This is a genomic window from Candidatus Nitrosopumilus sp. bin_68KS (assembly GCF_054095825.1).
Window position 1 is genome coordinate 17,002 of the sequence record NZ_JBSWSP010000008.1, and the last position, 22,963, is coordinate 39,964.

The window sequence follows — 22,963 nt, forward strand, 5'->3', positions numbered from 1 at the left end:
CTCAATCTAAAGTAATCTTAAGGAAAATTAACAATCCCGCTAGCTCTGCAATTCCCACTCCTAACATGTATGGGAATATTTCATGAGAAAAAATTTCTTCCATTGAGAAATATGCAAGAGATCCAATAACATTATGTAAAAACAACATACCTGCAACAACAATCATTCCTAATGGAAGTTGTGCACGTGTTTTTGTGTACATATTTCCAAATATTGCAATCAAAATTCCCAATATTCCCATATTGGCAATTGAAACAATAGATAAGATTAGAGAAGTAGTTTCCATTTAGTCAAAAACACCTTTAGAGCTTTTATTTACTTTTGTCCAATTTTGCTTCAATTTCTTCAAATGTCGCCATATTTACTTCAAGAAAGTTAGAGATAAAGTATGCAACACCATATTTTTCCCCAACTTTGGTAACCATGTTATTCTTTTCAAGAACTCTGATGTGATGCTGAATGGCTTTGTAGTCTAATTTCATCTCTTTAGCTAGTTGATTAGTATTGAATGGTTTTTCATTTAATTTTGAAATAATTTTTAATCTATTTAATCCCCCACGTGAACCTGCAAAAACAAACCAAAGGAGTCTTTTTGCATCAGGATCATTTGCCATTAGATATGAAATTCTTTTGAATTACTACTAAAAGGTATTTTGGGGTTGAAAGAAAGTATAAAGTATAAAAACAGAATAAAACAAATTTCTTTGAAAGATATGATGTTAAATTATGATGCACCACTATACAGACCTCCATCAGAAGCTAGATCATTAATTTTTCAGGTGACATTAGGTTGTTCGTTTAATGAATGCTCATTTTGTGATATGTATAGATCAAAAGAATATTCAGAAAGACCATGGGATGATGTTAAAGCTGAAATTGACATGATGGCAAATTATCTTCCAGAAACTAAACGAGTTTTTCTTGCAGATGGAGATGCATTAAATCTTGATTCTGAATATATGATAAAAATTGTAAAGTACATTAAAGAAAAATTTGCAAATCTTGAAAGAATTTCATGTTATGCAATGCCAATGAATATTCTAAAAAAATCATCTGAAGAATTAAAGAAGATGAATGAAGCAGGTTTAGACATGTTTTATTTAGGAATAGAAAGTGGTTCAGATATTGTTTTAAAAAAAGTAACAAAAGGAGCCATTGGAAAAACAATCATCAAGTCTGTTAACAAAGCAAAAGAAGCAGGATACATTATGTCATGTATGGTGATTTTGGGATTAGGAGGGAAAAAATATTCAAAAGAGCACATCAAGGGGACTGCTGAAGTTATAAGCGCATGTTCTCCAAATTATGTAGGGGCGCTGACTCTCTATTTAGAAAATGGAATCAAACAAGAATTTCTTGACAAGTATAATGGGGAATTTGTCAGAATTAATGATGATGAATCATTAGAGGAACTTCATGATCTGCTAAGTCAAATTGATACAAAAGATGAGATTGTTTTTAGAGCAAATCACGGTTCAAATGCATATACAATCAAGGGTACTTTTCCTCAAGACAAGAAAGAGATGATAGAGAAAGTAGAATGGATGAAGCAGCATCCAGAAATTATGCGTCCACAAGGTCTGCGCGGATTCTAAATTAGATTTTCTTGATTAAGATAGACAACTTTGAATATCTTTACTGAATAATCCCCTTCAAATATTTTGGTTGTATGATGTTTGTCAGAATTTAGTATTCTAAATTTGTATTCGTAAACACCATCTTCTCCAATATCGGTTTGGGCAAAGTGAACAGCATCATTATTTTTGAAGATTTGAATTATCACAGGATATCCTTCAACATGATTTGTAACTGTTCCTTCAACAAATCCCCATGGTAATGTATTTCCTGAAGGAGCATGGAAGAAAACAGTTGATTTTTCAAGTCCAATCATTGAATTAATTGGAATAATCTCTATAAATGGTTCATGAGTGTGATTATTGATCAAAATATTTCCTGGATGTGGATGAGCAAAAGCTGGATCGAAAGAAAAAGACAAAAGAATTGTTAAAGTCAAAATGCTTGAAAATAAAATGAATTTTTTCATAATAAATCTAGAATTGGAGTGATTTAAGAATTTTTAGATTAAAGATTTTCAATTATGGATTTAAGGTTTTCTGGAAGTTCAGGAAGTTCGGTATGACTCTCGTTATTTTGAATATTTTCTGGACCGATTCTCCTTACTTTTTGAGTTCCAATAAGAGTATCGATATTTCTTTGAATGTCTTTTTCAGATAAGATATTTTTTAATTTTTCAAGGACTATTTCCTCATTTTCAAATTTTTTAATTGCATATTGAACAAGGATAATTTTTTCTTCAAAAGTGAAATCAGTCATAGGTTTTCTCATTCTTTTGTGGCTAAGAATCTTTGGTTGTATATAGTTAAAATATGATGAATTGTGAATTATCCTACTTGGTAAGCAAATTACAGTTAATTTCAAATGTTCTTACAACAAGAAGATATGCTACAATAGCCATAATTAGTGGTCTTGGATTGGGAATAATCTATTATTTTTTGACAATGTCAATGCTAGTATCTCATTTAGAGACTACAATGGAATTAATGCCATCTTATATCATTACAACAGTTGTATTAACAGTAATCATTTCAGCTTTGGCTGGGATCAATTTTGCAATGATGGCTTTTAAGATTAAAAGAATGAAGATGGTGAATTCCATCAAAGGTAATTCATCAGCTGTCTTAGGAGGGGCCTTTGCAGCATTTACTCCAGGATGTCCTGCATGTACCGCTCCACTAGCTGTAATTTTGGGGGCAGTAGGAGGATTATCATTATTTCCAATGCAAGGATTAGAATTAAAATTTATTTCAGTAGGAGTTTTGATTTTCTCCATTTTTTGGATTACAAGAGGTCTTCAAAGTAAAAATTGTTGTAAGATAGGATGAATGAATCCAGTGTTTTTCCATATTGAAAACCAAATATTCTAATTCAAAGAAAGGGTAAATGAAAGGCCAGATTGATCAAAGCCTAATTTTTTATAAAACTGGTGTGATTCATTTCGTTGATTGCCGGATTCAAGCCTAATTCTATGACATTTTTTCTCTTTTCCAATAGATATGCAATAGTTGATTAGTTTTTTGCCTACTCCCTTATGCTGAAATTTTTCACGTACAATCAATTCCGGAATATATAATTCTAAAGAATTTTGATTGAGTCTTTGCATAAAAATCATACTTACCATTGCAATTATTTCAGTATCATTAAGTTGCACAAGAAGAATTTTTTTATCATCATCATCAATGTGTTTTTTTACTAGTTTTCTAAAAGAATCAACATCTGAGTCTTTTTGGGGTTTTGGACGACCAAGTTCATAAAGCAATCCAAGAATAATAGGAATATCTTTAATTGAAGCCTCTCGTACATCCGTATTTTCCATATAGATCTCAGTACATCATACTTTAAGAACTGCTTGATACTAAAAGAAACATGGAAGATGTAGGACAGGCAATTATGATTGTACTAATAATATGTGCAGTTGGGATATTTGTTGGTTCCAGAATTTGGATGCTTTTTAGAAAATAGTTCAAAGTGTTAGCATCAGACAAAAACATTGTTCATGGTTAAATATTATTTTGAAGTATTATTCATAACGATAATCCCTTGTTCTGCGTAATAGAGTGATAGGTTTGGAAAACAATCCATGTTATAGAAATCATTCCTAGATTTACATATTTCCCAAGAATTTCTCGTTGTTTAAATTTTGAAAAATTATGGCTTTATTTTTGCTTCAGTATATTGTTGTGCAAGAGCAATTAATTCATCCACACCTAATGGTTTTGAAACTATTTTGATTAATCCTTCCTTTACAGCTTCTTGATTTTTTGGATCAAGTTGTGAATAACCAGTTACCATCACAACTTTAGCATTTTTATCAATCTCTTTGATTTGTTTAAATGCTTCATATCCATCAAGTATGGGCATATCACCATCCATTATTACTAAAGATGGATTTACATTTTTGAATTTTTCAATTGCTTCTTTTCCATTAACTGCTGTCTGAAGTTCAAATCCATGTAATTCTAGAATTTCTTTATAGATAGAGATTAGGTCTTTATCATCTTCAACTAACAGAATAACACTGTTCATGATACATCATATACTCATACTTTACTATTAAAGACTACGTTTGTCACAATTTATACATACTAGAATATTTTTTTAAAAAATTAAGCCTAAAACTATCAGCATATACAAAATACATCTTTATACATTCTCAAAATAGGTGATTCGGGAGGCTAATCGTTGAGCAGTAATAGTATTTTATCAAAATCAAGTGTAAATCATAAACAGGTTCTAATTTTTTTAATTTTAACTTTAGTAGCAATTAGCATCATCTATCAATTAAGAACATTTCTTAATGATGAACAATTTGGGTGGATTTCAATTCCAGTGTATGTTATTCTTCCAGGAATCCTAACTTTTTATTCATCCGTTCTTACAATAAAGTTATTTAGACAAAAACACTTTCAGGCAAAAGCATTTTTCTTTTTTGCATTAGGTGCAACATCATGGTTCATAGCTGAACAAATTTGGCAAGCTTATGATTTTATTTGGGAAGGAGAACCATTTCCATCAGAAGCTGATATTTTTTATTTTTTATCATATCCATTATTTACAATATTTTTATTTATTTCAATAAAACCAATAATAAAATCAGTTAGCAAAAAAGTTTGGTTATTTGCAATTGTGTTATCTTTTTCATTTTTGATTCCTTCACTTTTTTTTACATATGACGATATATCAGAAAAAGAAGTTTTTGCAGTACTAATTGCACTTTCATATCCAATATTAACATCATTTGAAATGATTCCAGCGATAATTGGAATTTTATTTCTTTCTAAAAAAGGTGCAAACTTTTTTTGGATTTTATTATTATTTGGAATAATAATATATTCAATCTCAGATACATTTTTTCTTTTTTCTACTTTAGATGATTCATACTATGACGGACATCCAGTTGATTTGATGTACAACTTTAGTTACATTGTATTAATTTTTGCGCTCTACACCCGTTTAAAAATTATAAGTTCATCAAATGATGAAAAGCAATCTTCATTTTTTTCTGAAAATATAAAATATGAATCAATCAAGCAGTACGGAATTCCATTAACTTTGACTATAGTATCTTTGGTAACCATTACATCAGTAATTAGTGCAATCTACATTCAAACAAATCAGAGTGTTTCTGCACAAAATCTATTATTTGGAGTGCTCACAATGCTTGCAGTTTTTATAATTATTGTTTTAGTTATCAACAAGAATCTATCAAAATTAGTCGAAATTAGAACTGATGAATTGGAAAAACAAAAAAATAATCTAGAACATCTGGTAGAGGTAAAAACTCAAGAACTATTAAAATCTGAACGCCTTTCTACGATAGGGGAGTTATCAGGTCGTCTAGCACATGACATGAGAAACCCATTGTCAGTAATGAAAATGTCTGTAGATTTGATAAATCAGAGTAACAGTGATACAAAAATTTCTGATGTTAAAGTAATGGAACGATTAGATTTGATTAAGAAGAGTATTGATAGAATCTCTCATCAGGTAGATGACGTCTTGGGTTATGTAAGAAGTTCTCCATTAAAATTAATATCAGTATCTTTATCAGAACTGATACAAAATTGCATAGAGAAAATTAACGTACCAGACAATATAAAATTAAAATTTATTGAAAATGATTTACAAATAAAGTGCGATCCAGTAAAACTAGAAGCTGTTGTAATTAATCTTATTGTAAATGCAATTCAAGAAATTTCAAATGGGGGCAATATTGAGATAAAATCATTTGAAAATAATGAATTCATTATAATCGAATTCATTGACTCTGGAGAAGGAATATCAAATGAAAATATTGACAAGGTATTTGAACCTCTATTCACAACTAAACAAAAAGGAACTGGTTTAGGATTGGCTAGTTGTAAAAATATAGTAGAACAACATCTAGGTAAAATTTCTGTGAAAAACAACCCTACAACATTTACTATAATGATTCCAAGATAATTAAAAAAATTTCTAAAATTAGAAATGATTCATAATTTCTTTAGTAGGGTAAATCTAGATTTATCAGGATCTATGTCTTCATGCATATCCACGTTACTTACAATACGTACATTGTAGTTTATCCATCTTTTGTAGACATTTCGAAATTTATGATTTTCATCTATCTGTTTTTCTGTTTCTTCAAATTTTTCACAATTCATAATATATTTTCCAGTAACCCTATACATTTCTGCAATTCCTTTATCTAATGTGTCATCATCTAAATAATTCAATAATTGATGTGTGAAAATAAAATCAATTGAAGAATCCTCAAAGGGCAAATCAATAATACTTGATTTTTTAAAATTTGCAAAAGGTATCTTTTCTTTTGCAATCTCTAGGGCATTATCATTAAGATCAACTCCATTAATTTGAAAGTCATTTGAAAATAATCTCAAGTCTATTCCAGTTCCACAACCTATCTCCAGTATACTGGTGCAGTGTAAGGATGTAGCCAAATCTCGAGTGAATTTTGCAAATTCTTCATTGTATCTTGCTTCATTCTCATTAGCATATTTGTCCCAAAATTCCTTGTTGTAACTCATAAAATTATTCATACAAAGCAGTATTTGATATTAATTATTCAGTGCTGACATTTACAAGGAATTAGTTTTGTGTCAAAAGTACAATCATGTGGTCCATCTGACCTACCTTGTGTTGGGATTTCTTTCATGCAATCTTCATGACGTCCTTTTCTACAAAACCAGCAAATATCATGAGTTTCACCTGGTGTACATGAATCCATAATGTATAATCAATTTTGCAGGTAAAAAACTTCGTGGAAAATTAGATAAATGTCAACCATGGCAAGAATCTTTCATCTTTTCCCATTACCACATCAGAAAAAGATTTTTGAAGTGCTTTTGTGATGTTGCCCATCTTACCGTTTCCAATCTTTACTTGATCAACCTGAGTCACGGATTTTACTTCAGCAGCAGTACCTGTCATAAAAATTTCATCAGCGGTATAAAGATCATCTCTTTCAAGATCTCGCTCAATTACAAATCCACTATTTTCTTCAATAATTTGAATAATACTATCTCTAGTAATTCCTTCCAATCCACCTGCTGAAAGCGGAGGTGTTTGAATGATATCATCTTTTACAACAAATATGTTTTCAGCACTTCCTTCTGCAACTTTACCATGTGAATTTAGCATTATTGCTTCATCGTATCCATTCTCTAATGCTTCCATTCTTGCAAGTGCAGCATTAGCATAGTTTGATGCAGCTTTTGCTTGCATGGGTTGAGATCTTGAATCAATTTTCATCCAGCTTGACATTTTACATTTTGCTCCAGAGAATTTACCAGCTTTTGATTCACCCATCTTCCATTCCCAACATGCAATAGAGACATCTACTTTATTCTCAGTAGGAGTCAAACCCATTGTCCCATATCCATAATATGCTAGTGGTCTAATGTATGATTCTTTAAGTCCGCTAGCTTTGACAGTTTTAATTATTGCATCTAAAATTTCTTTTTTTGTAAATTGCATTTTCATTGAATATAGTTTTGCAGATTTGAAGAATCTATCAAGATGTTCAGGTAATCGAAATATTGCTGAACCACCAGGAGTATCATAACATCGAATTCCCTCAAAGATAGATGTAGAATAATGTAATGCATGAGTTAGTACGTGTACTTTGGCATCTTTGAATGGTACTAATTTTCCATTCATCCATATTTTACCAACTTCTTTCATAGGAGTCGAAAAAAACAATGCTAATTTAAAGAATTATCTTTTTTTCATAGTTTTAGTAAATATAGAATCTAAATATCAGATAATTGACAAATAATGCTATGGAATGGACCATCGGATTTGTAGCAATTATTCTTCTCGTAATAGGATTAGTGGGTCAAGGTTTTGAGATGAGAAAAATTCGTTTAACTATCTACAAAGATGAAGATTTAGGCTCAGCAAATATTTTCATGAATAAAAAAAATCTAAAATGGTATGCAATATTGGGAATAGGGATTGTATTGTGGTACATCTCTGAGCGTATGTAAATTATCTATATAGATCAGCTCTATATACTAGAAAGAGTAACTTATAGTATCGCGTGTTTAGGGTAACGCCCGGACTGAATCTAGATAATGGTCCAAGAACAAACCCTCGATGGCGCTTACAGGTGTAAAAACCCGTACGCCACACTTTCACTAAATAAAATTAATTTTTGAAATCTCTTGATGAATTGCTTTGATTGCTTTTCTGATGTTGTCATTTGTATCTTCCACAACAATAATAATTCGTGAAGTTTCTTCTTGTGCATCCATATTCAATATGTTTAATCCTGCATCACCAATCTTTGCACTTGTCCTTGATGCAACTTGTTGAACTCGCCACATCTCATCACCAATTAGTGTAATTACACCTCTGTTGTATGTTATTGTTGCAAGAGAATCAAATGCCAACAGATATTTTTCATTTCTCTTAACATAATCTCCATCCAAAAATAAAATTCTAGAGAATTCTATTCCATCTTTTGTAAAAGGAGATAATATTACAAACTCACTGTAGCGTTTGTCTTTTTCTAATGATGTTAATAATTTTTGAATAGAACTAGTTTCAATTCTAAATATTGCGCAGTTTTTTTTTCCAGTTACTATTTTTATTGGATGTCCTTTTTGATCATCTAATACTCTCTTTATGGTAGTAATTTTTTCTGGATTATTCATATTGGTAATAATTATAGGCATATCTACACCGTTCTCTACAATCTCTTTTATTGCAATAGGATCTAAAATTTTCATCCCAAACATTCCTGCCAATCGCGCTTCATTATAGGATAATTGGAAAACTTCTCTTAGATCAGATTCTACAATTTTTGGATCTGCAGAAACTACTGCACTGTCTTTCTCAAAATCTATACGGGTGTCATATTTTTTGTGGAATAAAATTCCAAGATCTGCTGCAGTCCTATCTGATCCACCTCGCTCATAAGTGGTTGTAACATTCTCAATTGTTTTTCCAATAAATCCACCTATAGTAACTACTTCATTTTGTTCTACAAGTTGCGCAATTTTATCCATGTTCTCACGGGATTTAGATGCAATAAAATTAGTAGATTCAATGTTATTATCTGTGATTATTGGCCAATCATCAAAATCTACCGAATCAGATTTTATACCATTACTTTTTAGAATGTAATTCATCACATGAGACATTAGTATCTCGCCAGAAAATGCCAGTGCTCTTGAGCGTGTTTCATCTACAAATTCTTTGTTCCCAAATGCCTCATCAAGTGCTTTTTGTGCCTTTTCTAAATTCAAGTTTAGGATTTTTTCACAATTTTCTATGTTTTCAGAATTTATCATTCCAAGAATTTTTTGATAGGTAGATTTTACAATATCCAAAGAAGGAATTATTCCATTCTGTGCATTTTCGCCCTGCTCTAAAATTACATCAGTAAGTGAACGTTTTTTTCCATCATCCATAGTTAATGGTGCAGAAAAAACTGCAATTACTTTTGATTCTTTTTTTAAATTATTTATACGCTGAATAATTTTTGGGATGGATTCACCATTTGGACCTACAGCACTACCTCCAAATTTTGCAACTACAAGTTTAGTCATAGTATTTTATCAAAACTCATTGGCCTTCTATTAAGCATTTGATTGCTAGATTAATTTTTCAATAATATCTGAAGCAACTTTTGCACCATCAGTATTTACTGAATTTCTCTTTTCTTCAAGTTTTTCTAAAATTAGCATTTCCAGTCTATTGATATCATCAAAAGAAAATCCTTGTTCTCGAGCATTATCTTCTTGTTCAAAATGACCTTTAATTGGAATGAAAATTGCCGGTGTTCCATATGCATTTGCCTCATCTATTGTAGATTTTCCAGCTAGTGAAATGAGCAAATCAGCTGCAAAAATTAATTCGTGTAAATTATCAACAAAACCTAAATTTGTGACATTTTCAAATTTTTTAGTGACTGCAGGACCAGATACCAGAAAAACTTTGATGTCTTGATTTATTTTTGAAAGAGATTTTATAGCTTTTTCAATTAAAAATAATCCTGCATCGGTTCCACCAATAGATACAACAATAGTTCTTCCTTCAAATGAGAATTTTTTTCGTAGTTCAGATCTTGAAAAATTTGTAGATCTAACAATTGGACCTACTCTTTTTATGTTATCAGTATTATCACCATGTTCAGGAAGAATCACAAGATCACATTTTTTACTAATTTCTTTCATTGATTTGTTCATTTTTTTCTCAATTAGTGACACTAACCCTTTTGTGAAATGAGTCTCTAAGATATCAGTAATCAACACTGTTGGAATTTTCATTGTTTGTGCAACATTCAATGACGCAAAGTCTTCATCACTGATTACCATATTTGGATTATCATTTTGTAAAATCTTCTCTGAGATATTTTTACATTCTTTGTAATAATTATAATAATTCCAAAGCCATTTTGCTGGACTTTTCAAAGTTCCATTCTCAACAATAAATGATGGTGGATGATATACATCTTGAACTTTAAAATGTAAATTTTTTAGAATTTTGGCAGCACCACTACCTGTAACAAAATTTGTTGAGATGCTTTTGAAATTATTTACAATTGCAATATCTCGAGTTACATGGCCTAATCCAATAGGACTAGAAAAAAAATCACAATCATTCATAAAATTCTTATTTTTTTATCAAATTTCTAGATTCTCCCATGTCTCAAAGTTTAAATGGATTTTAACAAGGTAGGTTTCTGGGCTCATAGTCCAGGTCGGTTATGACGTCGCCCTTACACGGCGAAGATCCGGGGTTCAAATCCCCGTGGGCCCATATGAATTTCATAAAGTAATATTTTCTGAGATGATTTTGTGGCTGAATCCACGTGAAGTAGAATCAAGTAAAATGAATCCTATTCCAAACTGGTAGTATCTTTAAATGTTAAAACATTCTATTGTGTACATGGATTCAAAAGTTGCAATGTTTTCAATACTTGCATTAGCTGCAATATTCGCAATAGCACTTCCAATGAATTCGGTCTATGCACAAACCTCAGATATTATTCCTGATGGCGAAGATGGAGATCATGAAGGAAAATCATGTCCGTTCAAAAATAAAACAGCATCAGTAAACACTGGCTTGAATATCTAAATTTTTAGGTAATTCAAATTTAACAAAAATTTGTTTTAATCACTGTACTTCATTTTTCTTTTTATTGAATTTGTTGTATCCTTCTTGGTTGTATCCTTCTTTGTCGTAACCTAGGTGATCATATCCTAGGCCATCATACCCGTTATTATCATATCCATTTTCATCATACCCGTCTTTGTCATACCCATTTTCATCGTATCCATTTTCATCATACCCGTTACTATCATATCCATTTTCATCATACCCGTCTTTGTCATACCCGTCTTTGTTGTATCCTTTTTTGTTATAACCGTCTAGGCCATAACCGTCTTTGTTAAACCCGTTTTTGTTAAACCCATTTTTGTCGTATCCTTTTTTGTCGTATCCTTTTTTGTCGTATCCTTTTTTGTTAAACCCATTTTTGTTGTATCCTTTTTTGTTAAACCCATCTTTATCAAAAGCAATTTTTGTATAGATGTTAATTCCATCCATAGAAAAACCCCGATTATCATACCCGTCTTTGTTGTATCCTTTTTTATCATATCCTTTTTTGTTAAACCCGTCTTTATTGTAACCCTTGAAATCGAATCCATCTTTATCATACCCGTCTTTGTATCCTTTTTTGTCATAACCTTTTTTGTCATAACCTTTTTTGTTAAACCCTTTTTTGTTGTATCCATCCTTATCGTACCCATCTTTGCTGTATCCATCCTTATCGTACCCATCTTTGTTGTATCCTTTTTTGTCATAGCCATTTTTGTCATAACCATCTAGGTCATATCCATGCTTGTCAAACGTACGACTAAATCTATCCAACAAACCCATAACAGAATTTCATGAATTCAATTCAGATAAGCATTTTCACACCTATCTGCGTCTCAATTTATCCCCAAAATGGTAGCTGAGTCCCTGTGAATTCAAAAACGAAGAGTGATTCAGATAAGGAAGTTGAAAGAATTGTTGGAATTAGAAAGAGATTTTAAAATAATAAAGATTCTTTATTATTCAGAAAGTGATTTTGTAAATTCTATTGATTGTCTTTTCCACATAAAAACAACGCATAATGCCACAAAGTAAATAGATATTCCTAAAATCATTGCATATGAAGAACCATACAGAATACCTATTGCAACTGATAAAACTGCACCAAGTACTGAAAATGAACCATTTATTGCCCACATCCAAGGAACATGTGTTGGTTCATGAGACTTTAACAATCTCATTACTGTAGGTAATGGCATGCCCATCAATAATCCAATTGGGAAAAGAATACCAATACTAATCATTACTTTAATTTCAAATTCTTCTGCTATTACAGAATAGATGATTTCAGGCAATACTATTACATATGAAACGCCTATCACAAGTACTCCTGCTATGATGAATAACAGGTTTCTAGTATTGTGTTGAATTAAACGAGTACTAATTTGACTGCCAACTCCACTTGCTATAAGAATAGTAAAAAGCAATATCGCAAAAGTAGTTGTAGGGTTACCCAAAAGTAGAATAAATTTCTGTAATAATGCAAGTTCAATTAGAATGAACCCTAATCCTAATGAAGAAAAATACAAAACTACACTCCAAGTTTTCAAATCTGTTTTTTCAGTATGTTGTTTTCTTAACCAAATTAAGGGCCCCAAAATAAATGCCAAAACAATAATCAAACTCACGTAAACTAAAGACATAACAATTGTGGGAATGGGTTTCTCAAATGATAAAAAGAAGGGACTGTCATCAGTTACAGGATGAACTTTTGTTGAAAATAGTAAATAGAACTCTTCATTTGTAATTTCGCCATTCAAATAGGCTGGATATGGTTCTAATGTGACTAAATTAGGCACAAGAATTGGCTTGTATCCATTTTCAATGATTGAATCATACATGTATTGAGTTTCGTCACTTGTAAATGGAGATTTTGAAAAAATTGTCATTGTTACACTAGGATCTATCTCAACAGAATCAGAACTCACAATTATCAGATGCTTTTCTAGATCTGTAACTGCAAAACCATTTTGTTGTAATAGTTCAGCAAATGTAGTTACAAATCTCGGTGAATCAATTAGCCATCTAACTGTAATTATCTTACCATCTTCTTCTAAATGATCATAATATTCTTGAAACCCTTCAATTGTGTAAAGAAAGTTTTCAGATACGCCTAAACCGCCAGATGATACAGATGCCCAAGTATCAACAAATGGAATGTAAATAATATCAAACTTTTCATCTGAACGTGAAACAAAACTTCGTCCTTCATCTACATATGCACTAACAAATGGATGCGTATACAGATTACCTGCTTTATCACCATAGCTTTTGACAGTATCAAAAATTATGGGGTTTATTTCTACTGTGGTAACATCTTGACTTCCACTAACAAGTGACGCAACAACATCTCGTCCACCTCCAGAACCAATTATCAATACTTTGGGATTTTCTTTTGCTGTGAAAGGAAGATATTGCATCCAAGAGGATAATTCCTTTCTAGAGTTTACATCTCCATCCCAAGAAATTATGTTGGTTCCTGCACCTCCATCAATGAAAATTTTTGCAACCAAACCCTCACCTGCACATTGTGAAGGGTTTTGATCAGTAGCAACAAAATCAGAAATACAATCTCCAGAAATTCCTTCAACAACATCAATTCTAGAAAAAGAATTCCATTCTGTTTTAACAATATGTGAACCTGGATTCTCTCTTAGAAATATAGGCATATCTTTTTGTGCAGTTGGATCAGTAGGAATAGAAAAAATTTGAGTGACATCATTAATGTAGATTAATGATGATGCAAATACAATAAATGCAATTGATAAAAAGATCTTCTTTTTATTTTTAGATGCTATAGAGAATATAGTTACGCAAATTGCAGCTAGTAAACCAACAACAAGTGTAGTCCCTTCACCGCCCATCTTTTGTAAAAGAAAAACCACTAAGATAGCACCTAAAGAAGCACCTATCAAATCTGCAGCATATAATCGTCCTGCAACATTTGCAAAGGCACTAAACGCGGCAGAAATTATAATTCCTACAAAAAAGAATGGAATTGCAAAAAGTAACATGTAAAGTGGTAGATAAACAACTTGGGAGGCAAGAGAATGCATCACATAAAGTATCAGTGGAAGAATAACTACAATGCCCATAGAAGATCCAATAGTAAGATCTCCTGCCCAGTTTTCTTTGATCTTATTTAGTCTATAATGCACTAAAAGTCCTGAAGAACCTAAACCAACCAAAGCTACAGAAACTGCAACAAATGCAAAATGATACCAAATTGCAGCAGAAAATATTCTTGTAATTGCAATTTCTAGAACTATACTCGATAAGGATGCAAGAAATATACCAGAAAATAATATTCGACGATTAACAGATGATGGAACTATACCTAGAAAAGCCAACTAAATTTTCGTAAATTATTACTTTTATTATTCTTTTAAATTGATTATTCTAAATGTTGGAATGTGTATTGCTGCACCAACAATAGTTGCGTGGCAAATTAAAAAGAGAATTTAATTTTATGCCTATCTGCGTCCGTTTTTATCCCCAGAATGGTAGATGAGTCCCCGTGGGCCCACTTATTCTAAAAATTATAGTCATTTTTTAAAAAATTTAACATGATAATTCTTGAAATATCAGCTAAATCTAATATAGTATAATGGTATGATGATCATATCATACTATGACTATAACCAATAGGAATTACAAAGTATTGATAGTAGATGATTCATCATTTATGAGAACATTGCTTTCAAAAATTTTTTCAAATACATCTGGAGTAGGCGAGATATATCAAGCAAATAATGGTAATGAAGCTCTAATAACTTACAAGGATAAAAGGCCAGATTTGGTCACTATGGATATCGATATGCCTGAAATGGATGGAATTGAGGCTGCAAAACAAATAAAGTCAATTGATCCAAATGCAAAGATTGTGATGGTTTCATCATCTGATAAAAAAAATACTAGAGATGAAGCTGAAAAAATTGGAATTTCTCAATACATAAGAAAACCATTTGATCGCCTAGAAATTAAAAAAACAATTGAGAGTCTATCAAAAGAATAAATTTCCCAAATAATTTGAGAATGCCAGTGTGTTAGAAATGATCACACAAGATTATCTAATCTTTGAAAATAATATCAGTTTATTGTAAAATGAAAGTTATGATAATTAATGATTCAAGAGCAATGCGTCTCTTTATTGAAGATATGATAAAATCATTTTCAGAATGTGAAATAATTGGATCATATTTTGATGGAGAACAGGCATTAGATAATATTCAGTTTAAAAAACCAGATGTAATAATTTTAGATCTTGAAATGCCAAAAATGGATGGGATAACATTTCTTGAAAAATTAAATGATACTCAAATGTACCCCACAATTATACTCAGTAATTATGCAACAGAAAATTCCAAGATTGTTAATGATGCAATATCATTAGGTGCTGTTGATGCACTATTGCCTCCATCATCAAATAGGGACATAGACGTTAAAGCATTCAAAAGTATGCTTCACCATAAATTAATAAAAGCATCACTTAGATCTAAGAGATACTCTTTGTCTTGTCAATAAAGCATGAAACAGAATTTTATTGTTTATTGGTAAATTTGACGTATGAATTATTCTCAAAAAAATTAATCCAAATTATATCATGCTAAGAGATTTTAAAATAAGATCTAATTGTGATAATGAGCAAGGTTTTTCCATGATTTTGGATACGTTAAATGGTCTGATTTTTTCTCTATTTTTTTCATTATAGTGTCCGGTTAAAATTATGACTTTGGCATTAGGGTTAATTTTTTTGATATTTTCTAGACCATAAATTCCATCATAATTAGGCATTGAAAGATCTAATAGAACCACATCTGGTCGATACTCTTCATACAATTGAACTGCTTCTAATCCATTGTGACCGCATCCTAGAATGTTGAATCCTTTCATCTGAAGAAATTCACTGAGGGATTCAAGTAGATCATCATTATCATCCACTAGTACAACTGAGCCATTCATAATATTTGAGGCCTAAAAATTTCTTATAGGTATGAGTATGTATTTTTTAAGACACACTTTTGACATACAACATAAGTATCAGATAAACAGTGAGAGTATTAGAAATGGATGATGGAATAGATATTGAAAAGTGCGCAGATCCTTTAATGATTATTCAGAATTCATTGGAATTAATCAAACTTCAATACGATGGAGTGATGGATGATGGAATCAAGGCTTATCTAAATCGCATAGACAAATCTGCACAAAAAATAGAGCATTTACTCAAAGAGTTAAAATTAAAACACAAAATTTACAATTAGTATTTCAGTATTTTTAATCAATAAAGTATAAGATTATTTTTCAATTAAATCATCGTTAGAATTGAGAGCGGGTCTAAAGGGATTCGGACCCTTGACAACCGGATTAAGAGTCCGGTGCGCTACCTGGCTGCGCCATAGACCCACCAAAATTGATATGCCCAGAGTTGTTATTAATCTTAAGATTTTAAAATAAATTAAAATTTAGTTTTGGGTTTTTGCTTCAATTTCATTGTACTTTTCAATAATTGCTGTAAGTGCAGTTGAAACTGGAACATCGTTCATCTTTTTCTTTTCGGCAAGAAGTTTTTGGTATGCATCTAGTGTAATGTAAACTGGAATTGAACCATTTCCTTCTAGTAAACCTCTAACGTTGTAAAGAGCAGTTTCCATTCCTTTTTCAGCCGATTTTGCAAATTTTGCTTTATCCAAGATTGCTCCTAATGGACCAAATGGCATTTCATAATCTACTGACATGGTTACTCTAGTGAGATTATTTCCTAATGCTTTGAATTCATTTGTGATTTGCCATTTCTTAAATGGACCTTCAATTTGTACTGCTGAAATTTTCTCATTTCTAATGAATTCAGTTGTCTCACAATCCCACTCTAGACGTTTTCCGCTAAAGTCACCGATAATTCTAAAGGTTGTACCAACACCCATTCCTTCTTTGATATCCATAGGAACTACAGTCATACCTACTGTGTCATTTTTTATTTGATCAGAAACATGTTCTGGTCTTGCAAAATAGGTAAAAACATTGTCCACAGGTGTTTTAATATCGATTGATTTTGTAACGAGGGTCAACGATTGAGATTCTTGCCAATAAGGATTTAAAGGTTTTGAAGATTTTCGTATAATAATTGATTTACAATATATTCATCTAGATGATATAATATTTGAATGACTAAAAAGCGATCAGTTTTTTTGATCTTGATTTTGATATTTTCATCTTCCCCAATATTTAATGAAGCATATGCTCATTCTATGTTTAATTCTTCAGAGAAATTTGAGGCAGGGTATCGAGTGCAGGTAGCCACAGCGCCAGAATTTCCACAAATTAATGAGCCTTCGCAATTTTTAGTTCGAGTCACTGATGGGGACTTTAATGAGGTAGAGAGATTCACTATGGGGATTAGAGTGTATTTTAATGATCAACAAGTAGATGCAATACCACCAAAGTCAATTGAAGGTGCTCATTGGGATTTTGATTATGTTTGGAGACAACAAGGAAATCATATTGTAAAGATTGATTTGTATGATATGGGCGGAAAAGATGGAATTATTACGTATACGTTTAACATGGGAACTCAAAGCCCATTTGGAATAATTTTCTTTAGTGCAATAATTGTAGGTGCTCTAGTTTTTACAGGTATGATGATCTACATCTATTTGCCAAAAATGTTCAAAAAATCTAAACTGTAGATTTTAGTGGTATTTTAGAAATTCTAAATGCAAATATCACAGTCAGCAAAACCATAGCAAACAACCAAATTCCTATTCCCAAATGAATTGCAACTAGGACTGCATGAAGTTTAGTATCAATGACTAGTGCTCCAAGAGTGATTTGTGTAATTACTAAAGCAGTGGCAAGTGAACTTGTAATTTTTATTTTTATATCAGCATTCTTGTTAATCAGACTTGCAACCATAGTTGAAATCACCAATACTCCAGTGGTGGCAGCAGTAGTTCTATGAATCCATTCAATAAGATATTCTTCTGAAGGCATCACTCCGTTAGGACACAATGGCCATTCAGGACAAGTTAATCCTAGTCCTGCTGCTGAAATATATCCACCAATAAACATCAACGAATACAAAACTATCATTGTAGCTAATGCTAGATATTGAATTGCCAAAATTATTCTACGATAAAGCTACCTTGCATACCTTGTAATGCATGTCCTGGTACAGTACAAATGTAATAGTAAGTTCCTGGTACACCGGCAGTAAATGTAACACTGCCACCTTCACCAGGTTTTAATGGATTTGATGCTGCTGCAATTGCTGAATCCATCACTATGCTGTTAAAGTCTTCAGGATTGGTCACTACTCCAAATGCATGAAATGATTTACCCAAATTATTTGCAGTAACAGTTACTTCATCACCAGATTTTACACGAATCTCTGGGTTATGTCCATCTTCACCAGGTAATGCATTAAATGCCAAAGTTCTGAAATCACTAGATTCTACAAAGTCCAAACTAAAGTCATGAGATACACCTGTTGGTGCAGCTGCTTGTGAGACACTATCTTTTGATGGTCCAACAATTATTTCTCCAACCATTCCTTGTTCTCTATGACCTGGAACAGTACAAATGTAATAGTAAGTTCCTTCTTCACCAGCAATAAATGTAGACTCGCCGCTCTCTCCAGGCTTTAGAGGGTTTGATGCGGAAGCAATTGCTGAACTAGCGATAATTCCTGAAAATCCTTCAGTAGATTTTGTAACACCAAAAGCATGGAATGATTTTCCATCATTAACTATAGAGAAATTAATTTCATCACCTACATTCATGTTAATTGTTGGATTATGATCAGGCTCTCCTGGCAATGCATTAAATGCTAAAGTCTTAAAATCAGAGGACTCTATAAAAGATAAAGAGGATTGAATATGAACTCCTGAAAAAGCAGCTTTAACATCATGTTCAGTTGTTTCACTCATCATACCTACCACTGGAGGAGGTGTTGAAATCCAATAATCCCACATTGAAAAGAATATGACTCCACCAACAATACAAATGCCTAGCATAATTGCCATCATTTTTCCAGTTCTAGCTGGTGTTGTTCTGTAAATTGTTTGTTGGTTATCGTGACTCATTTCATTTATCTCCTAATGTGATGGGTTCTTTGCCTCAAATGGATAGTAATACTTGCCGCCTACGCCAAATGGGTCTTCGGTGTTTGCAAGTTTTCCTTTTCCAGAACTGTAAATCATGTTTGCCAAGAAAATTGCCATACTGACACCAATAATCATGGCACCAACTGTTGCAATCTGGTTCATAGCAATCCATTCTGGGATTGGAGGATAATCGAAAATTCTTCGTGGCATTCCATATAGTCCAAGTATATGTTGTGTAAAGAATACCAAAATTGTTCCTATAAATGACATTACAAAGTGTATCTTACCCATTGTTTCATTATACATTCTACCAGTTACATATGGGAACATGTAGTAGAGGAACCCAATTGAACCAAATGCAATAGTACCCATCACAAAGAGATGGAAGTGTCCAACTACCCAGTATGTATCGTGTGTTGAAAAGTCCAAAGGCATTGCACTGTTAACTACACCGCCTGCTCCTGCTCCAAAGAATAATGCAATTCCACCGACTGACCACATCATTGGTGTCAAGAATTTGATTCGACCATTCCACATTGTTGCAATAAAGTTAAAGACGTGCATTGCAGATGCTGGAACTGCTGCAAGAGTTCCTACCATAAAGACTGTTTTTTCAGTGAATGACATTCCGGTTGCAAACATGTGATGTGCCCATGATGAAAAACCTACAATGGATAACAAAACAAAGGCAAAGATTCCAGAGTTGTAGCTGTAAATTGGTTTTCTTGAAAATCTTGGAATAATCTCATACATCATACCAATTGCTGGAATTACAAGTACATACACTTCAGGATGGAATGTAAACCAGAACAGATGAGCATAGGCTATTGGATCCCCTCCCATTGCAGGATTGAAGAATCCACTAACACCAAGTCTGTCAGTAAGAAGCATTAGAAGTGCAGCTGCAAATGTTGGAATTGCAACAAGTATAATTAAAGATGATGATAGATAAGACCAAGCCAATAGTGGAACTTGTCCAATTGACATGTCTGGATGTTTACATTTAAGAATTGTAACTATGAAATTAATTGCACCAAGTACTGAAGAGATACCCAGAATTTTGAGGCCAAAGATCCACATGTCTGCTGCAGGTCCAGGGGCACTAATTATAGAATATGGCGGAGTGGCATACCATGTAAAGTCTGCAAAGCCTAACCAGATTAATGCACCTGCTGGTGGAATCATCCAAAATGCAATTGCGTTTAGTTTTGGATATGCCATGTCTTTGTATCGGACCATAATTGGAACGTAATAGTTTCCAACTGCAGATGCAAATGGAAGAATAAACAAGAAAATCAAAGTTGTTCCGTGAACTGTAAAGATTCTGTTAAACGTCATGGAATCAGTAATTATTTGTGCACCTGGCAAAAATAATTCGGCTCTAATTGCAAGGGCTAAGGAACCACCCAAGAACAAGAATCCAAGTGAAGTGATTAGGTAAAGTAGACCAACATCAGTATGATGTGTTGAAAACATTATTTGCCAAATTGGACGTGGCTTTTGTAATTCTAGAACCATTAGTTAATCTCCTCACTTGCGACAATTGAGAGTTGTGATAAAAGCGTTGTCAAGCTGGATCCTCCACATATAATGTTCCTCTCATGTTATAGTGAATTAATCCACAATATTCTCTGCATTGAATGTCATGAACTCCAGGTGCATCTGGTGCAAACCAAACAGTGTTAACTCTACCAGGAACTGCATCCATCAAAACAACATAATCATGAATATTAAAAGAATGTATCACATCTTTTGACACTACTTCAAATTTGTATGCTTTACCAGCTTCAACATGAAGTTCACCAATTTCTTTTGTACCATCTTCATGCTCAAAAGTCCAGAACCATTGTTGACCTGTAACTATGATAGTCTCAGCATCAGCTGGAACATGTTCTACTAGTCTTTCAGCTTCCCAAGCTTCAGCTCCGACCCAAGTCATTAACGCAATAACGATACCGACGTAAATCCATTCAGGCCAGTTAGAATGTCCACCCATTTCTACCAGTCAGTCCCCTCATATGGAGTTGGTTTTGCTTTTGGATGAGATTCTCTAAATCTCCAGACTTGCCAAATCATAGTTCCTGCAACTACTGCTCCAACGGTAAATGCAACGGTCATCATTCTAAAGAATAAATTCCAAATTATTACTCTACGATCAAGATATTCTCCAGGTTCATCACCAGCAGCAAATGCTGACTCTATAGCTGGAATAACTACTATAACTGCCAATACTAAGAATAATCCGACCAATTTCTTCATTAGCGATTGAATGACGTGGCCAATAATTTCTATTTAAGGGTTTTCAAGATTATTAGATGTTAACACAGATCGAAACGAGATGGGTGCATTACATTAAGTCCGGAAAGAGAGAACTTTCGATCTTTTTCACGAAAGAGATTCAGAGATGCATTTTCTATAATTAGTTCAAATAGATTGGTAGGAGATAAATCGACTATGGTAGACAGCATTGCTTTGATTGGATCCATGTGTGTAACAAGAACTACATTTTCATCAGGATGTTTTTCAATGACATGATCAACTATTCCCAAAACGCGTTTTTTAACTTCTGAGAATGTTTCAACTCCATTATGTGCAATTTCTAATTCCCCGTTGTAAAATTTCATAAAGACATTTCCATGACTAGTAAAAATTTCATCATATGGAACACCAGTAAATTTTCCCATATCAAGTTCAATTAAACGATCATCAATTGTTACATCAAGTGAATTATGTTTTCCAACAATTTCTGCAGTATGTTTTGCCCGCTGAATTGGACTTGAATAGATTGCAGAGACATTCATGTGTTCAAGTAATTCAGCAGTATGTTCTGCTTGCTTTATTCCAACATCAGTTAGTGGGACTCCTTCTGTTCTACCTGCTAAAATTCGCTCAGTGTTATTTTTTGCCTGACCGTGTCTTAGGAAAATAATATGCCCCAACTTGATCGGAAATTCAAATAAAGATAATAATAAGATTATCAGATGATTTATCATGAAAGTTGGGATTATTGGTGGAACAGGCGGAATGGGCAAAGGTTTCGCTTTAAGATGGTCACAAAATCACGATGTCATAATTGGCTCTAGAGATGCTGCAAGAGCATCAGAATCAGCAGTTGAATATACAAATCTTGCAAAAGAAGCATTTGGTGAAATTAAAGGAACAATTTCTGGAAATGATAATGTTTCAGTTGCAAAAGAAAGTGATGTTTTGATTTTATCAATACCTTATGAAAATATTGATTCTGTGTGTTCTGGAATTTTATCTGAAGTCAAAGACAGTTGCGTTGTTGTATCTCCAATTGTTCCAATGACAAAGACGGATGTTGGATTTGAATGCATTTCAATAAAAGAAAATAAACCATTCTCATACAAACTTGTACTTGATCATATGAAAAATAAATCAAAATTGGTTTCAGCATTTCATGTAATTTCTGAGAAAAAATTAGTAAATCCAACATTAGAACTAGATTATGACATATTTGTTTGCGGAGATGACAATGATTCAGTTCAAGTAGTTAATACTTTGATTGATGAAATCAAAGGTCTAAGATCAATTTACTTGGGACCAATTGAATTATCATATCTTGCAGAAATGTCTACACCATTGTTACTTAATGCAATGATTAAAAACAAGATAAAAAATCCAGGTATCAAAATCATCTAAGTCTATTTCATTTA

General features: G+C 32.5%; 31 protein-coding genes and 2 tRNA genes. 11 read left to right on the forward strand and 22 right to left on the reverse strand.

Features of this window, described 5'->3' with window-relative positions; all coding sequences use genetic code 11:
- Position 1: 1 nt before the first annotated feature.
- Positions 2-286, reverse strand: coding sequence for a hypothetical protein (locus ACW9W3_RS02155; RefSeq protein WP_048118166.1), 285 nt, complete (start codon positions 284-286; stop codon positions 2-4).
- 25 nt (positions 287-311) lie between these two features.
- Positions 312-614: an ArsR/SmtB family transcription factor gene (locus ACW9W3_RS02160; protein WP_457764525.1), complete on the reverse strand. Its 303-nt coding sequence runs from the start codon at positions 612-614 to the stop codon at positions 312-314.
- A gap of 99 nt (positions 615-713) precedes the next feature.
- Between ACW9W3_RS02160 and ACW9W3_RS02165 the strand changes: the two genes are divergently transcribed.
- A complete protein-coding gene (locus ACW9W3_RS02165) occupies positions 714-1,595 on the forward strand; it encodes a radical SAM protein (RefSeq protein WP_457764692.1) in 882 nt (293 codons plus the stop codon).
- Here the strand turns inward: ACW9W3_RS02165 and ACW9W3_RS02170 are convergent.
- Entirely contained in the window at positions 1,592-1,996 is a 405-nt protein-coding gene (locus ACW9W3_RS02170; protein ID WP_457764526.1) for a hypothetical protein, read from the reverse strand. The genes ACW9W3_RS02165 and ACW9W3_RS02170 overlap by 4 nt on opposite strands.
- An 86-nt stretch (positions 1,997-2,082) precedes the next feature.
- Complete coding sequence (locus ACW9W3_RS02175; protein WP_457764527.1) at positions 2,083-2,334, reverse strand: hypothetical protein; 252 nt, start codon at positions 2,332-2,334, stop codon at positions 2,083-2,085.
- A gap of 77 nt (positions 2,335-2,411) precedes the next feature.
- Between ACW9W3_RS02175 and ACW9W3_RS02180 the strand changes: the two genes are divergently transcribed.
- Positions 2,412-2,903, forward strand: coding sequence for a hypothetical protein (locus tag ACW9W3_RS02180; RefSeq protein ID WP_457764528.1), 492 nt, complete (start codon positions 2,412-2,414; stop codon positions 2,901-2,903).
- Between the two features lie 38 nt (positions 2,904-2,941).
- Here the strand turns inward: ACW9W3_RS02180 and ACW9W3_RS02185 are convergent, their stop codons facing one another.
- Both ACW9W3_RS02185 and ACW9W3_RS02190 read right to left on the reverse strand, forming a co-directional pair.
- A complete protein-coding gene (locus ACW9W3_RS02185) occupies positions 2,942-3,394 on the reverse strand; it encodes a GNAT family N-acetyltransferase (RefSeq protein ID WP_457764529.1) in 453 nt (150 codons plus the stop codon).
- A gap of 332 nt (positions 3,395-3,726) precedes the next feature.
- Positions 3,727-4,104 carry a response regulator gene (locus ACW9W3_RS02190; RefSeq protein ID WP_457764530.1) on the reverse strand — a complete coding sequence of 126 codons (378 nt, stop codon included), beginning with the start codon at positions 4,102-4,104 and terminating at the stop codon, positions 3,727-3,729.
- Positions 4,105-4,260: 156 nt separating this feature from the next.
- On the opposite strand from ACW9W3_RS02190, the gene ACW9W3_RS02195 reads away from it, so the two are divergent.
- On the forward strand, positions 4,261-6,021 hold the full coding sequence (locus ACW9W3_RS02195) for a sensor histidine kinase (protein WP_457764531.1): 1,761 nt from the start codon (positions 4,261-4,263) through the stop codon (positions 6,019-6,021).
- A gap of 29 nt (positions 6,022-6,050) precedes the next feature.
- Here ACW9W3_RS02195 and ACW9W3_RS02200 read toward each other — a convergent pair whose 3' ends face one another.
- The 3 genes from ACW9W3_RS02200 to ACW9W3_RS02210 are packed head-to-tail and all read right to left on the reverse strand — an operon-like array spanning position 6,051 to position 7,761.
- Positions 6,051-6,605, reverse strand: a complete 555-nt coding sequence (locus ACW9W3_RS02200) for a class I SAM-dependent methyltransferase (RefSeq protein ID WP_457764532.1) — start codon at positions 6,603-6,605, stop codon at positions 6,051-6,053.
- 38 nt (positions 6,606-6,643) lie between these two features.
- Positions 6,644-6,805 (reverse strand): hypothetical protein, encoded by a 162-nt coding sequence (locus ACW9W3_RS02205; protein WP_457764533.1) that lies wholly within the window; start codon positions 6,803-6,805, stop codon positions 6,644-6,646.
- Between the two features lie 41 nt (positions 6,806-6,846).
- A complete protein-coding gene (locus ACW9W3_RS02210) occupies positions 6,847-7,761 on the reverse strand; it encodes a branched-chain amino acid transaminase (protein WP_457764534.1) in 915 nt (304 codons plus the stop codon).
- A 98-nt stretch (positions 7,762-7,859) separates the two neighbouring features.
- Here ACW9W3_RS02210 and ACW9W3_RS02215 point away from each other — a divergent pair, with 98 nt between their 5' ends.
- On the forward strand, positions 7,860-8,066 hold the full coding sequence (locus tag ACW9W3_RS02215; RefSeq protein WP_457764535.1) for a hypothetical protein: 207 nt from the start codon (positions 7,860-7,862) through the stop codon (positions 8,064-8,066).
- A gap of 150 nt (positions 8,067-8,216) precedes the next feature.
- On the opposite strand, the gene ACW9W3_RS02220 is transcribed toward ACW9W3_RS02215, so the two are convergent.
- On the reverse strand, positions 8,217-9,632 hold the full coding sequence (locus ACW9W3_RS02220; protein ID WP_457764536.1) for an amino acid kinase family protein: 1,416 nt from the start codon (positions 9,630-9,632) through the stop codon (positions 8,217-8,219).
- A 45-nt stretch (positions 9,633-9,677) separates the two neighbouring features.
- Complete coding sequence (locus tag ACW9W3_RS02225) at positions 9,678-10,691, reverse strand: glycosyltransferase (protein ID WP_457764537.1); 1,014 nt, start codon at positions 10,689-10,691, stop codon at positions 9,678-9,680.
- A gap of 79 nt (positions 10,692-10,770) precedes the next feature.
- On the opposite strand from ACW9W3_RS02225, the gene ACW9W3_RS02230 reads away from it, so the two are divergent.
- Both ACW9W3_RS02230 and ACW9W3_RS02235 read left to right on the forward strand, forming a co-directional pair.
- Positions 10,771-10,845, forward strand: a tRNA-Val gene (locus tag ACW9W3_RS02230).
- 129 nt (positions 10,846-10,974) lie between these two features.
- Positions 10,975-11,163 (forward strand): hypothetical protein, encoded by a 189-nt coding sequence (locus ACW9W3_RS02235; RefSeq protein ID WP_457764538.1) that lies wholly within the window; start codon positions 10,975-10,977, stop codon positions 11,161-11,163.
- A 39-nt stretch (positions 11,164-11,202) separates the two neighbouring features.
- Here ACW9W3_RS02235 and ACW9W3_RS02240 read toward each other — a convergent pair whose 3' ends face one another.
- Positions 11,203-11,958, reverse strand: a complete 756-nt coding sequence (locus ACW9W3_RS02240) for a hypothetical protein (protein ID WP_457764539.1) — start codon at positions 11,956-11,958, stop codon at positions 11,203-11,205.
- Positions 11,959-12,143: 185 nt separating this feature from the next.
- Positions 12,144-14,534 (reverse strand): spermine/spermidine synthase domain-containing protein, encoded by a 2,391-nt coding sequence (locus tag ACW9W3_RS02245; protein ID WP_457764540.1) that lies wholly within the window; start codon positions 14,532-14,534, stop codon positions 12,144-12,146.
- A 281-nt stretch (positions 14,535-14,815) separates the two neighbouring features.
- On the opposite strand from ACW9W3_RS02245, the gene ACW9W3_RS02250 reads away from it, so the two are divergent.
- Both ACW9W3_RS02250 and ACW9W3_RS02255 read left to right on the forward strand, forming a co-directional pair.
- Positions 14,816-15,199, forward strand: a complete 384-nt coding sequence (locus ACW9W3_RS02250; RefSeq protein ID WP_457764541.1) for a response regulator — start codon at positions 14,816-14,818, stop codon at positions 15,197-15,199.
- Between the two features lie 89 nt (positions 15,200-15,288).
- The gene (locus ACW9W3_RS02255; protein WP_457764542.1) at positions 15,289-15,708 is read left to right on the forward strand and encodes a response regulator; all 420 of its coding nucleotides are present in this window, start codon (positions 15,289-15,291) and stop codon (positions 15,706-15,708) included.
- Between the two features lie 72 nt (positions 15,709-15,780).
- On the opposite strand, the gene ACW9W3_RS02260 is transcribed toward ACW9W3_RS02255, so the two are convergent.
- Positions 15,781-16,146 carry a response regulator gene (locus ACW9W3_RS02260; RefSeq protein WP_457764543.1) on the reverse strand — a complete coding sequence of 122 codons (366 nt, stop codon included), beginning with the start codon at positions 16,144-16,146 and terminating at the stop codon, positions 15,781-15,783.
- Between the two features lie 104 nt (positions 16,147-16,250).
- Between ACW9W3_RS02260 and ACW9W3_RS02265 the strand changes: the two genes are divergently transcribed.
- On the forward strand, positions 16,251-16,448 hold the full coding sequence (locus ACW9W3_RS02265; RefSeq protein WP_457764544.1) for a hypothetical protein: 198 nt from the start codon (positions 16,251-16,253) through the stop codon (positions 16,446-16,448).
- Between the two features lie 68 nt (positions 16,449-16,516).
- Here ACW9W3_RS02265 and ACW9W3_RS02270 read toward each other — a convergent pair.
- Together ACW9W3_RS02270 and ACW9W3_RS02275 are read right to left on the reverse strand one after the other, a co-directional pair.
- Positions 16,517-16,590, reverse strand: a tRNA-Lys gene (locus ACW9W3_RS02270).
- A gap of 59 nt (positions 16,591-16,649) precedes the next feature.
- Complete coding sequence (locus tag ACW9W3_RS02275; protein ID WP_457764545.1) at positions 16,650-17,252, reverse strand: SRPBCC family protein; 603 nt, start codon at positions 17,250-17,252, stop codon at positions 16,650-16,652.
- Between the two features lie 96 nt (positions 17,253-17,348).
- On the opposite strand from ACW9W3_RS02275, the gene ACW9W3_RS02280 reads away from it, so the two are divergent.
- A complete protein-coding gene (locus ACW9W3_RS02280; RefSeq protein WP_457764546.1) occupies positions 17,349-17,870 on the forward strand; it encodes a hypothetical protein in 522 nt (173 codons plus the stop codon).
- Here ACW9W3_RS02280 and ACW9W3_RS02285 read toward each other — a convergent pair.
- Genes ACW9W3_RS02285 through ACW9W3_RS02310 form a run of 6 tightly spaced genes read right to left on the reverse strand, consistent with a single transcriptional unit; the run spans position 17,860 to position 22,225 of the window.
- Positions 17,860-18,303, reverse strand: coding sequence for a COX15/CtaA family protein (locus ACW9W3_RS02285; protein WP_457764547.1), 444 nt, complete (start codon positions 18,301-18,303; stop codon positions 17,860-17,862). The genes ACW9W3_RS02280 and ACW9W3_RS02285 overlap by 11 nt on opposite strands.
- A gap of 2 nt (positions 18,304-18,305) precedes the next feature.
- A complete protein-coding gene (locus tag ACW9W3_RS02290) occupies positions 18,306-19,265 on the reverse strand; it encodes a plastocyanin/azurin family copper-binding protein (protein ID WP_457764548.1) in 960 nt (319 codons plus the stop codon).
- Between the two features lie 12 nt (positions 19,266-19,277).
- On the reverse strand, positions 19,278-20,804 hold the full coding sequence (locus tag ACW9W3_RS02295; RefSeq protein ID WP_457764549.1) for a cytochrome c oxidase subunit I: 1,527 nt from the start codon (positions 20,802-20,804) through the stop codon (positions 19,278-19,280).
- 49 nt (positions 20,805-20,853) lie between these two features.
- On the reverse strand, positions 20,854-21,282 hold the full coding sequence (locus ACW9W3_RS02300) for a hypothetical protein (protein WP_457764550.1): 429 nt from the start codon (positions 21,280-21,282) through the stop codon (positions 20,854-20,856).
- A gap of 2 nt (positions 21,283-21,284) precedes the next feature.
- Positions 21,285-21,545, reverse strand: coding sequence for a heme transporter CcmC (locus tag ACW9W3_RS02305; RefSeq protein ID WP_457764551.1), 261 nt, complete (start codon positions 21,543-21,545; stop codon positions 21,285-21,287).
- Positions 21,546-21,604: 59 nt separating this feature from the next.
- On the reverse strand, positions 21,605-22,225 hold the full coding sequence (locus ACW9W3_RS02310) for a histidine phosphatase family protein (protein WP_457764552.1): 621 nt from the start codon (positions 22,223-22,225) through the stop codon (positions 21,605-21,607).
- Between the two features lie 52 nt (positions 22,226-22,277).
- Here ACW9W3_RS02310 and npdG point away from each other — a divergent pair, with 52 nt between their 5' ends.
- Positions 22,278-22,949, forward strand: coding sequence for an NADPH-dependent F420 reductase (gene npdG / locus ACW9W3_RS02315; protein WP_457764553.1), 672 nt, complete (start codon positions 22,278-22,280; stop codon positions 22,947-22,949).
- Positions 22,950-22,963 lie beyond the last annotated feature (14 nt).

Excerpts from the sequence above, each read along its gene's own strand:
- ACW9W3_RS02250 (WP_457764541.1), top strand. The coding sequence starts at position 14,816 with ATGACTATAACCAATAGGAATTACAAAGTATTGATAGTAGATGATTCA.
- ACW9W3_RS02205 (WP_457764533.1), bottom strand. The coding sequence starts at position 6,805 with ATGGATTCATGTACACCAGGTGAAACTCATGATATTTGCTGGTTTTGT.
- npdG (WP_457764553.1), top strand. The coding sequence starts at position 22,278 with ATGAAAGTTGGGATTATTGGTGGAACAGGCGGAATGGGCAAAGGTTTC.
- ACW9W3_RS02280 (WP_457764546.1), top strand. The coding sequence starts at position 17,349 with ATGACTAAAAAGCGATCAGTTTTTTTGATCTTGATTTTGATATTTTCA.
- ACW9W3_RS02175 (WP_457764527.1), bottom strand. The coding sequence starts at position 2,334 with ATGACTGATTTCACTTTTGAAGAAAAAATTATCCTTGTTCAATATGCA.
- ACW9W3_RS02295 (WP_457764549.1), bottom strand. The coding sequence starts at position 20,804 with ATGGTTCTAGAATTACAAAAGCCACGTCCAATTTGGCAAATAATGTTT.
- ACW9W3_RS02210 (WP_457764534.1), bottom strand. The coding sequence starts at position 7,761 with ATGAAAGAAGTTGGTAAAATATGGATGAATGGAAAATTAGTACCATTC.
- ACW9W3_RS02200 (WP_457764532.1), bottom strand. The coding sequence starts at position 6,605 with ATGAGTTACAACAAGGAATTTTGGGACAAATATGCTAATGAGAATGAA.
- ACW9W3_RS02165 (WP_457764692.1), top strand. The coding sequence starts at position 714 with ATGATGTTAAATTATGATGCACCACTATACAGACCTCCATCAGAAGCT.
- ACW9W3_RS02190 (WP_457764530.1), bottom strand. The coding sequence starts at position 4,104 with ATGAACAGTGTTATTCTGTTAGTTGAAGATGATAAAGACCTAATCTCT.
- ACW9W3_RS02300 (WP_457764550.1), bottom strand. The coding sequence starts at position 21,282 with ATGGGTGGACATTCTAACTGGCCTGAATGGATTTACGTCGGTATCGTT.
- ACW9W3_RS02220 (WP_457764536.1), bottom strand. The coding sequence starts at position 9,632 with ATGACTAAACTTGTAGTTGCAAAATTTGGAGGTAGTGCTGTAGGTCCA.
- ACW9W3_RS02155 (WP_048118166.1), bottom strand. The coding sequence starts at position 286 with ATGGAAACTACTTCTCTAATCTTATCTATTGTTTCAATTGCCAATATG.
- ACW9W3_RS02305 (WP_457764551.1), bottom strand. The coding sequence starts at position 21,545 with ATGAAGAAATTGGTCGGATTATTCTTAGTATTGGCAGTTATAGTAGTT.
- ACW9W3_RS02290 (WP_457764548.1), bottom strand. The coding sequence starts at position 19,265 with ATGAGTCACGATAACCAACAAACAATTTACAGAACAACACCAGCTAGA.
- ACW9W3_RS02185 (WP_457764529.1), bottom strand. The coding sequence starts at position 3,394 with ATGGAAAATACGGATGTACGAGAGGCTTCAATTAAAGATATTCCTATT.
- ACW9W3_RS02260 (WP_457764543.1), bottom strand. The coding sequence starts at position 16,146 with ATGAATGGCTCAGTTGTACTAGTGGATGATAATGATGATCTACTTGAA.
- ACW9W3_RS02265 (WP_457764544.1), top strand. The coding sequence starts at position 16,251 with ATGGATGATGGAATAGATATTGAAAAGTGCGCAGATCCTTTAATGATT.
- ACW9W3_RS02215 (WP_457764535.1), top strand. The coding sequence starts at position 7,860 with ATGGAATGGACCATCGGATTTGTAGCAATTATTCTTCTCGTAATAGGA.
- ACW9W3_RS02225 (WP_457764537.1), bottom strand. The coding sequence starts at position 10,691 with ATGAATGATTGTGATTTTTTTTCTAGTCCTATTGGATTAGGCCATGTA.
- ACW9W3_RS02235 (WP_457764538.1), top strand. The coding sequence starts at position 10,975 with ATGGATTCAAAAGTTGCAATGTTTTCAATACTTGCATTAGCTGCAATA.
- ACW9W3_RS02160 (WP_457764525.1), bottom strand. The coding sequence starts at position 614 with ATGGCAAATGATCCTGATGCAAAAAGACTCCTTTGGTTTGTTTTTGCA.
- ACW9W3_RS02255 (WP_457764542.1), top strand. The coding sequence starts at position 15,289 with ATGAAAGTTATGATAATTAATGATTCAAGAGCAATGCGTCTCTTTATT.